The organism is Herpetosiphon giganteus, assembly GCF_016907925.1.
Classification (GTDB): domain Bacteria; phylum Chloroflexota; class Chloroflexia; order Chloroflexales; family Herpetosiphonaceae; genus Herpetosiphon; species Herpetosiphon giganteus.
This window is the reverse complement of record NZ_JAFBCZ010000001.1, coordinates 40,576-53,749: the sequence shown is the minus strand read 5'-3', so window position 1 is coordinate 53,749 and position 13,174 is coordinate 40,576. Positions and strand designations below refer to the sequence as shown.

Annotated in this window: 12 protein-coding genes; 3 read left to right on the top strand and 9 right to left on the bottom strand. The window is 51.5% G+C overall.

Annotated features, from left to right (window positions below; genetic code table 11):
* Positions 1-236: 236 nt before the first annotated feature.
* Positions 237-1,238, top strand: coding sequence for a hypothetical protein (locus JOD20_RS00215; RefSeq protein ID WP_204753376.1), 1,002 nt, complete (start codon positions 237-239; stop codon positions 1,236-1,238).
* A gap of 9 nt (positions 1,239-1,247) precedes the next feature.
* Entirely contained in the window at positions 1,248-1,811 is a 564-nt protein-coding gene (locus JOD20_RS00210; RefSeq protein ID WP_054535880.1) for a cob(I)yrinic acid a,c-diamide adenosyltransferase, read from the top strand.
* 35 nt (positions 1,812-1,846) lie between these two features.
* Here the strand turns inward: JOD20_RS00210 and JOD20_RS00205 are convergent, their stop codons facing one another.
* The 4 genes from JOD20_RS00205 to JOD20_RS00190 form a co-directional block, all read right to left on the bottom strand.
* Positions 1,847-2,458 carry a hypothetical protein gene (locus JOD20_RS00205; protein ID WP_204753375.1) on the bottom strand — a complete coding sequence of 204 codons (612 nt, stop codon included), beginning with the start codon at positions 2,456-2,458 and terminating at the stop codon, positions 1,847-1,849.
* A 297-nt stretch (positions 2,459-2,755) separates the two neighbouring features.
* On the bottom strand, positions 2,756-3,898 hold the full coding sequence (locus JOD20_RS00200; RefSeq protein WP_239583663.1) for a cytochrome P450: 1,143 nt from the start codon (positions 3,896-3,898) through the stop codon (positions 2,756-2,758).
* A gap of 62 nt (positions 3,899-3,960) precedes the next feature.
* Positions 3,961-5,082, bottom strand: coding sequence for a hypothetical protein (locus tag JOD20_RS00195; protein WP_204753373.1), 1,122 nt, complete (start codon positions 5,080-5,082; stop codon positions 3,961-3,963).
* 432 nt (positions 5,083-5,514) lie between these two features.
* A complete protein-coding gene (locus JOD20_RS00190; RefSeq protein WP_204753372.1) occupies positions 5,515-7,074 on the bottom strand; it encodes a Gmad2 immunoglobulin-like domain-containing protein in 1,560 nt (519 codons plus the stop codon).
* Between the two features lie 498 nt (positions 7,075-7,572).
* Here JOD20_RS00190 and JOD20_RS00185 point away from each other — a divergent pair, with 498 nt between their 5' ends.
* A complete protein-coding gene (locus JOD20_RS00185; RefSeq protein WP_204753371.1) occupies positions 7,573-8,067 on the top strand; it encodes a ferritin in 495 nt (164 codons plus the stop codon).
* Between the two features lie 54 nt (positions 8,068-8,121).
* Here the strand turns inward: JOD20_RS00185 and JOD20_RS00180 are convergent, their stop codons facing one another.
* The 5 genes from JOD20_RS00180 to JOD20_RS00160 all read right to left on the bottom strand — a co-directional run bounded on the left by JOD20_RS00180 (position 8,122) and on the right by JOD20_RS00160 (position 13,169).
* Positions 8,122-8,673 (bottom strand): hypothetical protein, encoded by a 552-nt coding sequence (locus JOD20_RS00180; protein ID WP_204753370.1) that lies wholly within the window; start codon positions 8,671-8,673, stop codon positions 8,122-8,124.
* A 123-nt stretch (positions 8,674-8,796) separates the two neighbouring features.
* Positions 8,797-9,195 (bottom strand): MaoC family dehydratase, encoded by a 399-nt coding sequence (locus JOD20_RS00175; protein WP_204753369.1) that lies wholly within the window; start codon positions 9,193-9,195, stop codon positions 8,797-8,799.
* A gap of 232 nt (positions 9,196-9,427) precedes the next feature.
* Positions 9,428-10,927, bottom strand: coding sequence for an acyl-CoA synthetase (locus JOD20_RS00170; protein ID WP_204753368.1), 1,500 nt, complete (start codon positions 10,925-10,927; stop codon positions 9,428-9,430).
* Between the two features lie 194 nt (positions 10,928-11,121).
* Positions 11,122-12,141 carry a 3-oxoacyl-ACP synthase gene (locus JOD20_RS00165; RefSeq protein WP_204753367.1) on the bottom strand — a complete coding sequence of 340 codons (1,020 nt, stop codon included), beginning with the start codon at positions 12,139-12,141 and terminating at the stop codon, positions 11,122-11,124.
* Positions 12,138-13,169, bottom strand: coding sequence for a branched-chain amino acid ABC transporter permease (locus JOD20_RS00160; protein WP_204753366.1), 1,032 nt, complete (start codon positions 13,167-13,169; stop codon positions 12,138-12,140). Before JOD20_RS00160 ends, JOD20_RS00165 begins: the two co-directional genes overlap by 4 nt.
* Positions 13,170-13,174: the final 5 nt, after the last annotated feature.

Genomic DNA, 13,174 nt, shown 5'->3' with positions numbered 1-13,174 from the left:
TCATGTCCTTTAGGGGGTGCAGGGGGATGAAAACCCCCTGCGTCTCCCGCCTTGAGGCGGGACGGAAGGGTGGTAATAAGCACTCGATGAAGCGCTTCCATATTTAGTTAGTAATTGGCCTTTGGTGGGGAATGGGGAAATACCCAATGGCATAGAGTTCTAAGATTCTATAGCCATACAACATGCTTAACCAAGCCTAAACTTGCAGATTGGTTGGCCATGATATGATGGCAGCCATGATGATACAGTCGTTGAGCGAGCTTTACCCCGATTTGCGGCGCTTGCGCTTTGGCAGCATTGTGTATGCCTTGCTAACTGATAGCACGCCCGAAAATCAACAACATCGATTGATTCTTGATGCAGCGTTGCAGGAAGCAGGCAGCCGTGGTTGGCTTACGCCTGATGTTTTTGGCCGCCTGCGAGCTGGCGATGATGCAGTGGTGCTGTCGATTCTCGATGAATTGTTGATTGCTCAAGCCTTGGATCGGGCTAACTATAGTTTGCAGTTTAACCCGCCTGGCGAAGGTCGGCACGTCGGCGAGTTGCTGATCGAACGGGGCGATCTGCGCTCGTTTGTTGAAGTTAAGTCGTTGTTGCCAGCAGAAGCGGTGGTTTTGGCCCAAACAACCTTGGCTCGTTTGCGCGATTTGGCCAGCACCATTCCGTTGGCGGCCCGCTTAACGCTAGAAATTACCCACCATCCAAGTAGCGGCATTAGCCATCGCGAGGTGCGCCGCTATTTGCATGTCTCAGCTGAGCAAATGTTGAGCGGCTGGACGCATCCTGCTGCCTATACTCATAGCTCGGGCATTTATCTGCGGCCTGTTGCTTGCCAGCCCTTGCCAGAAGCCGAGCATTTACAAATTGTGCTGCATCAAGATGATTACCCTGGTTTGGCGCGGCGCGCACATCGCGCTTGGTGCGACCGTTTGTGGCGCGCGATTCGCGGTGGCTATACCCAATTGCCTGCTGGCGAGCCTGCGGTGATTATTGTGGTTGATCATGCGCAGCCTGCGCCACCGCTTGAGGCTTGGCTTACGCCGTTAAGCGATATGCTGCGTATGGGCGCACATCATCGCTTGAGTGCGGTAATTCGAATCGAGCTAGCAAGTTTGCGCAGCGGCCATCCAGCGCTTACAATTTTTCACAATCCTCGGGCCAGTAGCCCGTTGCTGAGCCAACCTATTCTTGGCCAACCAGAAATACATCTTTCAATCTTGAATCCTGAAACATGGTGAGGACGAATCATGCCCCGAATAACCAAAGTTTATACACGAACTGGCGATAGTGGCACGACGGCGCTTGGCGGCGGCCAACGTGTACCCAAGGAATCGTTGCGGGTAACTGCTTTTGGCACGGTCGATGAGCTTAATTCGCATCTCGGCGTAGCCTTGGCGGTTGGCGTGAGCGAACGGCTCCAAGCACCGTTGCAAGCCATCCAGAATGAATTGTTTCACCTTGGCTCCGACCTGTGTATGCTCGAAGAAGACAAACAGAAATGGCCGATTCCGCAAATTGAGGCGCGGCATATCGATGCGCTTGAGCATTTGATGGATGAATTGATGGACAAAGTTGGCCCATTGGAGAATTTTATTTTGCCTGGTGGCTCGCAAACCTCGGCCCATTTGCATGTTGCGCGCACAGTATGCCGCCGCGCCGAACGCGATGTGGTGGCGCTAAGCCGCGAGGAAACCATCGGCAGCTTTGTGATTAAATATCTCAATCGACTTTCCGATGCGTTGTTTGTAATGGCTCGCTATGAGAATTTTGCCCGCAATATTCCCGATGTGATTTGGGATAGCCGCGCCTGAGGCATAAGCCGATCATGGCTAAAACCATGATCGGCTTAGTTATAGCCAATCTGTTGGCGAATCGCGGCGTTGAGCCAGGCGCTAAATTGGCACATACGCCAATCGTTACATGGCTCGCAGATCAGATTAAATGCGTTAGCCCCAGTTTTGGCCTCGTAAATGTGAAGTTTGTTGACGGCGTAGCGCACTAAATCGGGGGTTGCGGTTAGCGCTGCGACCATGCGCCGGACTGCATGCTGTTCAATCAGGCGTGGTTCCAATTCGTGCAGCGAATGATCAAGCAGCTCTAAAACGGCGGTTAGGGCCACCGCCAGCAAACAATGGCGCTCACGATCATACAAAAGGGCATGGGTTGGTTGCTCACCAAAGACATTGCCAAAAGCCAATTGTGGGTTCAACAAACAAGCATCGCGTAAATCTTGGATGAAGTTCATGTGCCATAACCCAGCCTCAGCCACCAGCCAGCCATCGTTGGCAATCGCAATCAGATGATTGTAGGCTGTATGCCACCACCAACATAAAAACCGCGCATCGCCATGATAATCAAGCAGCGCCGTAAAGCTCCAAGCAGCCTGCGGTGATGGCAATGGCACTTCAAGCACAATTCCACCATCGACCAACAAGGCGAGTTCTAAGTTGATAATCATAGATCACCTGCGATCGTTTGCAGGTCAGCGAGCCAGCAGTAGTCCATTAACTGAGCACGCAAAACGAGAATGTTTCGACTACACACAGCCATAGCCTCATCCTTGCAAAAGAACGAATCCCAAATCGTCTATTCACTGATCTAGAGCTTTAGGATATTGCTAATTATAGGATGAGCCAGCAAAAAAACATAGGTGAATTTTGGTATGAATCCCAATCCGTTTAAATCATTTGGGCTATGATTTAAACGGATTGGTTAATATTTTTAATTATCTGCCATGAATTGGTATATTATGGCTTTATTCGTTGGTGGTGATTACCACTGGCAGATTTTTGACTCCAAAGGTAATAGGGGTTGGAATTGGCTCTAATTGGGCATCTGGTTTAATCGCAATCGTTTCGACCCGTTTGATCAAGGCTTCCAAGGCCAATTTGCCTTCGAGCCGAGCCAGCGGCGCGCCTAAACAATAGTGAATGCCATGGCCAAAGGCAATATGTTGGTTGCCTTTGCGATGCAAATCGAAGTTGTCGGCGTTGGGGAATTGGCTTTCGTCGCGGTTGGCCGAACCAATTACCGCCATAATCCGTTGGCCCGCCGGAATCGTTACATCGCCAATTTGTTGATCGGCATGGGTGTGGCGGGGCATAGCTTTAACTGGCGAATAATAGCGCAGCGTTTCATCCAAAACATTTGGAATCAGGCTTGGGTTGGCACGTAATTCGGCATAAATTGCTGGCTGCTCGCTAAATACCCGCACTGCATTGCCTAACAAGTTGGTGGTCGTTTCATTGCCTGCAACCAACAACAAGGCGCAAAAACCAATCAAATCCATATCTGAGAGCGATTCGCCATCGATTTGAGCTTTGAGCAAATCGCTAATCAAATCTGCTTGTGGTTCGGCGCGGCGCTGCTCGATCATGCTGTACAAATAGGCCCCAAATTCTTGGTAGATTGGCACAATTTCGGCCATGTTGGGGTTGTTCGACGAGGTGATGATTTGTTCAGTCCAATATTTGAACTTATCTTGATCTTCGGTGGGTACGCCTAGCATTTCGGCGATCACGGTCATGGGCAAGGGCGTGGCAAAATCGCGAATAAAATCTGGCTCGCTTTGGGCCAACATGTCGTCGAGCAAGCCATTGACCAAGCCATCGATCCGCTCGTGGAGTTGCTCGATCATGCGGGGGGTAAAGGCCAAGTTGACCAACGAACGCAACTGGCGATGGCGTGGTGGGTCGGTCATCAACATACTATTAGCAAACATATTCATTCCATCGCCACGATCTGGTGGAGCCGAGGAGAAATGTTCGTAATCGGTCATCACCTGCTTGACATCGGCATAGCGAAAGACCACCCACGAGCCAAGCGTTTGATCAAAATAGACCGGATTTTGCTCGCGCATGGTTTTGAACCATGGATACGGATTTAACAGTGATTGCATGAAACTCACGAGAGTTCTCCTTCCGACTGAAACAACACAATCTTTAGTATTCTACTGCTAGATTATGAATCTGGCTTGTTTGCTGGTTTGCCAAGCCGCAAGAGGGTTGTGGTTTGCCATGCATTGCTTGGGCCTAAGCGAGTAATCAGCTTTTGGCCTAGCAAATCGTTACATGCTTTTTGGAATTGGGTTTCGGTGATTTTGCCGAGCCAGCCTTGGCGCAACAGCGTATCGAACAAATCGCCATAGCTCCAGAGCCGTGGTTGTTGCAGCGCCAAATTGCGCAAAGCAGCGACGATCTGCTCGTGTTGCTGGCGGCGTAGTTGGCTTTTGCTGGGTAGGGCTGGGTCGAATAAGCCAATTTGCTGCGGATTGCCAGCATTATTGAGTAAGGCTTGGGCTTCGGGGTTTTCAAACAATGCGCCTTCAAATTGATACAAGGTTTGGTTGAGCGGTAAAACCAACGCACGATCGCTGGTTGCAATCAGCAGATCGTACAATTTTTGGCCCCATGTGGTATGGATTGCGCAAGCAGCAGCCCAACGCCAGCGCGAGCCTTTGAGTTCGCTAAGCTGCTGAAGATAGAAGCTTTGCAAGGCTGCGAGCACAGTTTCGCTTGGCGATTCGTTCACAATTGTTCGCCAATTACGGCTGGCAAACAGCTGATCAAGCTGACGCTCAGTTTGAGTTGGTTGCTGTTCACGCTGGGCAAGTAGGTCGGCAAGGGCTGCTTGATCAAAACGCAGCAGCAGATCAGTGCGGGCCAAGCGCCGTGCTAATTGATCGAGGCCATTGCTGATGGGTATCAGGCCAACATCGCCATCGAGCAGAATCAGGGCTGGGTTGGCGGCCAAATGGCTGGTTAGTTGGTTGAGATTAAGCTGAGCGTGGGGCCAACATGTAAACTGTTGCTCGCTGGCTTGCTGCCATTCCACCTGTTGTTGGGGGCTGGTGGTGCGCACGATGATTTGGACTGCGGCGTTGAGTTTGCTAGCAAGCTGTTGATAGTGAATAGCTGCGCCAGCAGTTGCCAAACGTCCGTTGCCATATTGCACCGCTCCCGCTTCGCCATCGAAAATCACCAATTGTTGGTGCGGCGAGAGGCTCGGCACAACGTGCGGCAAATAGCTTTGGACAAGGCTGGCTTTGCGTTCAGACCAACGTTGGGCTTGCGATTGCAACATAGGGTTACTCGTAGCAACAAAACCACTTCTCTGTATGCTACCACGAGCAACCCTACTTTGCCTATCGATTTTTTATGGATTTATGGATTCCCTCACCCCAACCCCTTTCCCGTAGCGCGGGCGAGGGGCTTAACACGGTGGTTTTGCGTAATACGTCGGTGTACTATGGCTCCCCTCACCCCCCAGCCCCCTCTCCCACTGGACGCGGGCGAGGGGGAGCAGTCATTCCATAGAATCAACAGGAAATTATCGACCTGCCCTCGAAAACTCGGGCGAGGGAGAGCACCCGTTTTCACCGCAGAATGCTGAAAGAACCGTCGTGTTAAAGCCCCTCGCCCATCGAATGGGAAAGGGGTTGGGGTGAGTGGGTCTTCACAACCTACCCCTGTAAGGCTGGGGGGAGAGGGGACGACCATTGTAAGGTGTGGATTTTTATGGTTGCAAGACGTTTTCATCGCCTTCGACGGTCATTACCACATTTTTAACTTGGGGAAATTGCTTTAAGGTAAAGTCGACTTGGGCTTGCAATCCTTCAAGCTGCATCGCGCCACTGCCCCAAGCGCGCATTTCGCGGCTCCAATCGACATAGGCGGTATCGCCTTCGATGCGCACCGAGCGCAGATAGACGCGTCCGGTCCAGCCAGTTTTATCGCCAGTATAATCGGCAACTGCTTTGGGGCTAGGAATGGCGGTGCTGTAGGCTGCATCTTCGCCGACTGGACCCCAAACCAATTCGCGCAGGGCGGCGCTGGCAACGCTTGCGGTTTTGGGCAGCGTCCGAACACCGTTGATTGAGCCTTCGCCTGCTAACCACGAAACTTCGACCTCAGTGGTTGCTTGACTGGTCAGATCAAGCATGCGCAAATTTTGGGTTAATTCAACCGAACCATCAGCTTTGACCAATTCGAGGATTGCGCCTTGGGTTGGCAAAACTGGCGCATTTGCATCGTTCCACATCAAGCTAAGGGCCAAATAGCCGTTATAGGCTTGGGTATTTTGCTCCAACAAGGTGCCATCGGCATAACGCAAGCGCACAGTGTAATTATCGCTGCTCAAGCCAACGGCCTCAACGTGCAATGGCAAGAAGGCGCTGGTTTCGGGCGCTGGCTGCGCCATATACGCGCCAGTGCCTTCCCATTGTGGCAAGGTAACGGTCGATTCGGCCTGGCCAACGACCGCACCATCTTTGGGCGAGGTTGTATAGGCAATTACGCGACCGATGCGTTTGGTTAATGGGGCTTGGAAATTAATGCTGCCGCTAAATGTTCCTGCTGAGCCATATTCGCCATCGGCGGTGACGCTGGTTTGGCCCAGCAAATGCAATTCGCTATCGTACACTTCAACGACCACATTTTTTTCAAACGGCATGGCCGAGAGCGTGCCTTTGAAATTCAAGGGATTGCCAACGACCGAGTGCATCGCTGGCTCAGTCAATTCGATCAAAATGGATTGCTCAGGGGCTTGGGTTGCTTCCGCCCCAACCGGCGCAAATTGCACTGCTTGCTCAGCAACCGTGCGATAGGGCAATTCGCCGCTCATATCGTCTTCGATGACCTTAATCACGCCTTTGCCTGCTGCTGGCGGCGTGAAATCGACCGTCACATCGAAGGTTGCGCTGCTGCCATATTCGCCAACCGTGCTAATTGGGCCTTCGTAGACGGTGCTGCCATCTTCTGCTTGAATCAGCAAGCGCAAGGTTTTTTCGAATGGCGTGAGCACAATCGTGCCTGCAACGCGTACCGATGTGAGTAATAATGCATCTGCTGGCGGGGCACTTAAGTTAATTTGGTTGGCCGTGGCAACAGTTGCTTGGGGGTTGGTGGTTGCTTGCGGCGCGGTGGTTGGAATGCTGGTTGCCGCCGAGCCACTTGCAATCGTGGCTGTGGCTTGGGCTGGTAAATTGCTGGTTGCTGCTGGCGTGTTGGTTGCTGGAGTTTGGCTGCTACAGGCTGCCAGCAACAAGGCCAAGCTCATATATTTCAATGAACGCATTGATTGAATTCCTCCTACAAATACACACTTACTTTAGCAATTAATCACAATTTGGGCCATGGCTGGCAACTGAAGTGCATCTGATAAAAGGATGAAGGCTGAAACGGAAGGATGAAGGATGAGGGATGAGGGATGAAGGCAAAAAAGAGCATAGAGCATAGAACATAGAACATAAAAGGCAGAAATCAAAAATCAAAAGTCAGAAGTCAAAAGCTAAAAGGCAGAAAGAAGAGGTAAAAGGAATCAGGATTCAGGGGGAGTTTTAATGCAGCGGCGCAGAGGAAAAATAAAGGATGAAGGATGAGGGATGAAAATTAACCATTTATGCAATTCGTGGCAAAAAACTTAACCTTCGCGATCTTCGCGACCTTCGCGGTTTCAATCCTTCGTGCCCTTCGTGGATCAAAATAGAGCTGGCTAGGCCCTTGTTTTTCAGCGTTAGATGGCCTAAACTAGCTAGAGTCGCAAGAATCTTGCTAGCGAAGGAGTTCGCAACCTATGATTAATCCAACTATTGAAGCCGCAATTAACGATCAAATCAAGCATGAATTTGAGTCGGCCTACTTATACCTCTCGATGTCGGCCTACTTCGAATCGGTTAATTTGGGTGGCTTCGCGCATTGGATGCGTTTGCAATACGAAGAAGAAACCGAACACGCCATGAAGTTGTTCGATTATCTGCACGATCGCGGCGGGCGTGCTGTTTTGCAAGGCTTTGAACAACCACAATCAAGCTTCAATTCATCGCTTGAAGTGTTTGAGTTGGCCTTGCACCACGAAGAAAAAGTCACGGCATTAATCAATTCGCTCTACGATTTGGCGATTAAAGAGAACGATCATGCGACCCAAATTCACTTGCAATGGTTTATTACCGAGCAAGTTGAGGAAGAAAAGAGCGCCTCGGATGTGGTCGAAAAGCTCAAAATGGCTGGTGATCACCCAGGTGCCTTGTTCTTATTGAACGAACAATTGGGCAGCCGCGCTGGCGAGTAACATTCAGCGCTCGCATCCTAAGGCACGCATTCGTTTGCGTGCCTTTTTTGCTGCTTAGTTTTGCTTCGCTTGCCGCCAACGCCACCCTAGCAGCAGCACAATTGCAATGCTATTCAAGCCAATTGAGATATTTTTGAGCATAAAGCTCGCCGTCCAGAGGCTGGCCACATTTGGCAATTGGCTTGGATATTGACTCAACATCAGCGCTTCGCAGATATTCTCGCTATAATCGCCAAGCAAATAGAGGCTGGCTAAGCATGGCAGCCAGCGTTGCCAACCAGCCTGTTCACGAGTAAGCCAGAGCAGCGTCAGACCGAAAAAGAGCCAAACCCCAATCGGCAGCAGCATATCGGGCAAAATGAGCCATAAATGATTGCTGCGCTGCGTGCCATAGTTGCCGATCAATTCATAGGCCAAGGCTGGGGTAACGCTGGTTTTGGCCGAAAAAGCATTCGCGCCACCGCCCAAATCCAATAAGCCATAACCGCCAGTCCACGAATGAAACATGGTTGCCAGCAGATTGCTAAATATCAATAAGACCATCGCTAGGCCAAAGGCCCACCAAATCAGGCGTGGTTGGGCAAATTTGTGCAGAGATTTGGGCATTGCTCGTTCCTCGCTACTCACAGAATTATTGCAATTCAGAGCATAGCGATCTGAGTAACCGCCTGTCAAGCATGAAAAAACCGCTCGAATTGAGCGGCCTTGGGGCTGAGCTGCAATCGGCAATTAACTTGGTAGCAGCACGATAGCTTCGCCCTCAATCAAGGTTTTGCCTTCTTCGTTGAGCAATTGGGTGATTAATGTGGCGATTGGTTTGTCGTCGCGCAGGCTTTTGATTTCGGCATAGGCCGTGACCGTATCGCCAATGTAAATCGGGCTGCGAAAGGCCAAGTTTTGGTTGAGGTAAATCGTGCCTGGGCCGGGTAAATGCATGCCAATCACTGCTGAAATCAGGCCAGCGCCAAGCATGCCGTGGGCGATCCTCCTCCCAAAGCGTGATTCGCGGGCAGCAACTTCGTCGATGTGGACAGGGTTGGCATCGCCGGAAATGCCAGCGAACAAAATAATATCGGCTTCGGTGATGGTTTTGCGCAACTTTGCGCTTTGGCCAATTGTATAGCTCATGGTTGAAATCCTTTAATTTAGAAGTGGCTAGGATTCAGGGATCAGGAAAATTGATCCAAGAAGCGTGAAACCACGAAGTGCGCGAAGATCGCGAAGATTTCTTATTCCCGCGTCCGTGCATTTCCTCCTTCATAATTCATATTTTTGAAGCTCTGCGCCTCTGCGTTGAACCTGACCCCTAGCCCCTGAATCCTGATCCCTATGTTCTATGTTCTATGCTCTTTGTTCTAATCTAATAGCCAAACAGCTTGCGTAACTCTGGCTTAACCACCTTGCCACTGGCGTTATGCGGTAGCTCAGGCAGAAAATAAATTGATTTGGGGGTTTTGTAGCTGGCGAGGCGTTCGCGACAGAAGGCAATCAACGTGGCCTCATCAAGCTGCATGCTTGGCCGTAGCACCACCAAGGCCCGCCCAACTTCGCCCCAACGACCATCGGGAATGCCAATTACCGCACATTCTTGCACGGCTGGGTGCTGATAAAGCACATTTTCAATTTCGGCAGGGTAGACATTCTCGCCGCCAGAAATATACATATCCTTTTTGCGATCGACGATGTAGAAATAGCCTTCGGCATCAACTCGCGCCAGATCGCCGGTGTAGAACCAGCCTTTTTGCAAGGCTTGGGCGGTCGCGACCGGATTGCGCCAGTAGCCATTGCAGACTGTCGGCCCGCATAAAATCAATTCGCCAATGCTGTTGGTTGGCACATCGCGGCCAGCCTCATCGACGATTCGTGCATCGAGGTGGAAAATGGGCTTGCCAACCGAGCCAGCCTTGCGAATCGCATCCTCGGGGTTGAGTGTGAAGCAATTAACCGATACTTCGGTGAGGCCATAGCCTTGGCGAAACGGAATATTGCGTTGTTGATAGGCTTCAATCAATGGAATTGGGCAGGGCGCGCCGCCAGCGATGCAAAAGCGCAAGCTGCTGAGGTTGGTTTGGGCAAAATTCGGCGCTTGCAGCAGCATTTCAAACATGGTTGGCACGGCAAAAAAGATCGTGACATGCTCGCGCTCAATCAACTCCAAGCAGCGGGCTGGCTGCCAATCGTGCATCAACACCATCGTGCCGCCAGCATGCAAAATTGGCAATGTCAGCACATTCAAGCCGCCAGTGTGAAATAATGGGGTGTGGATAATGCTCACATCATCGGCGTGCAAATCCCAGCCAACATTCGTATTCAGCGAATTCCACACCAACACCCGATGCGAAAGCACAGCGCCTTTGGGTGCGCCAGTCGTACCCGAAGTATACAAAATCAAGTGCGGATCATCGAGATCAACCGCTTCGCTGATTGGCAGATCGCTGGCTTGGGCCACAAGTTGATCGTACTCAGCACCCAGTTCGATCCAATGCTTGAGCGGGCTTTGGCGGCACAAGGTTGGCAGGATTGAGCCAAATTGGCTATCGTAGAGCAACACGCTGGAAGCGCTATCTTTGAGCATATAAATTAATTCGTGCTCAGTTAAGCGCCAATTTAAGGGCACTAAAATCGCCCCAAGCTTGCCGGTGGCGAATAAGGCATCGAGGTAGCCAACTTGATTTTTGGCTAAAATCGCCACTCGATCTCCTTTGCCAACGCCAAAACGCTGGCGCAAACTGGCGGCCAAGCGATTGGCGCGACTATTCAATTGGCGGTAGCTATAGCGCTCGCCATCGCGGTCGTCAACCAGCGCTATTCGCTCTGGCGTAAGCAACTCGCGCTTGCCAAGCCAGTCACCAATGTACATTGCAATGCTCCTTTAATCAGAGGTCAGGGGCTAGGGTGCAGGGGTCAGTCTTTAGCCACGAAGCGCACGAATGGCTTCATCCTTCATCCCTCATTATTCATATTTTTGAAGCTCTGCGCCTCTGCGTTAAAAACCTTCGCTGACCCTATATTTATAACTTTTCATCCCTCATAATTCATCCTTCATCCTTCGGTTTAGCCCCAACGCACAGCACTTGCGGCCCAGGTATAGCCAGTGCCAGCGCCCGCCAACACTACCAAATCGCCTGCTTTGAGCAGGCCGCGCTGTTGAGCCAAATCGAGCGCCAATTGCTGATCGACCGATTGAATATGGCCATAATCATCAAGGTAAATCGCTTGCTCAGGGCGTAAGCCCAAATCGTGCAATAACCCGTTATGAAATGATGGCTTCATATGCGTAAGCGCCAGAAACGCAATATCTGAGCGCTGATAGCCAGAACGTGTGACCGCTTGATCAATCACTTTGACAAAATTAGGCTGAGACACCAAGCCCAAGCGATCGCGCATATCTTCAAGTTGCAAGACATCAAGTTGGTGGTAGCCCGCTTCGACCGTGGCTTGGCTGGTGGGGAAGCGTGCGCCACCGCCGCGCATCACCACGTTTTCGCTAAATGAGCCATCGACTAATACCGCTGACTCCAGCACTTGGTTGGTTGCATAATCGCGGCGCAAGAGCATGGCCGAAGCGCCAGCCCCAAAGTTGAACATAAACCGCGCTTGTTGGTTGTCGTAGCGCACAAGCTCATTTTCGCGGGCCGCCGAAACTAGCAACACATTGCGCAACATCGGGTCGGCGCGCATTTGATCGCGGGCGGTTTTGATGGCGACTGGCGCGCCTGCGCACAAGGCATAAATCTCGTAGGCATAGGCATTTTTGGCCCCAATCAGATGTTGAATTTTGGCCGCCGCCGACCACACGACATAATCTTTGTACTCGCTGCCGTGATAGATAATCAAATCAACATCCAACGGATCAAGCTCGGCGCTTGTCAAGGCTTTGCGCGCTGCCTCAGCCGCCATTGCCGATGGTGTTTCGTGGGCTTCGGCGATATGTTTTTGGCGAATGCCTAACTTTTCGATCACCACGGCTTCGGGAATGTTGGCTGCTAGGCCGATTTGGCTGGCAGTTTCAATCGCCGCTGGCAGGTAGGTTGCAATCGCAGCAATGCCAATTGGCGGAAATTCGTAACTCATGATTCTGCCTTTGGTTTCATGGCTTGGCGCAGGCGTTCGACTGAGCTGCGGCTGGTTTTGCCGCGTAGCTTGCGAATCGCCCCCATCAAGCCAGCAGGGAAGAACAACACCAGCACCACATACACGATGCCAAACACAAGGTCGGGGCGCAACCAAGCTGGTAAGAGCGCTTGCATAAATTCGCCTTTGAGGCCGTGATCAAGCAAGCGGATGGTCGCAGCACCGAGCATTGGCCCAATCAGCGTGCCAATCCCCCCGATGATCGTCATCAACAAGGCTTGGATGGTCAGATTGACGCTGAGCATTTCGAAACTGGCGCTTTTTTCGTAGAGCACCATCAACATGCCAGCCAAAGCGGCAATCGTTGATGAAATTGCAGTTGCGAGCAGTTTGAAATGCAGCGTGTTATAGCCCAAGGCCGTGGCGCGTGGCTCGTTCTCGCGAATCGCCACAAAAACGCGGCCAGTTGGCGAGTTGATGAAGCGCCGCGCCGCGTAATACAGCCCAACCATACAAGCCAAGGTCAAAAAGTAGAAGCGCAGCCGATAGGTCGTGGCATCGATTGCCGCTGGCACGACAATTCCTTGCAAGCCAATTTCGCCGCCAGTAATCGGCTTGAGCTTGGGATCATCGGCTTTGAACAAAATGAAGAAAATCTCGGCCAGCGCAAGGGTAATCATCGAAAAATAGACCCCGCTAACCCGTAGCGATAAAGCCCCGACTGCTGCCCCAAGGGTTGCGCCAACGACGATCACCGCTGCTAAAACGATCAGCATCGAGGGCGGCTCTGTTTGGCGCAGCAAAATCGCGGCGGTATAGCCGCCAGCGCCAAAAAACAGCGCATGGCCAAACGAAATCATGCCGGTGTAGCCCATCAATAAATCGTAGCTCAGGGCATAAATCGCCAGAATGAAAATCTGAATAAAGACCCCTTGCCAAAAGCGGGTCGTATCGGCTGCAAAGGCAAATGGCAAACTTGCCAAGCCGCCAATCGCCACAAGTGGCAGCAGTGGGCGCAAACGCTGCATAGCAA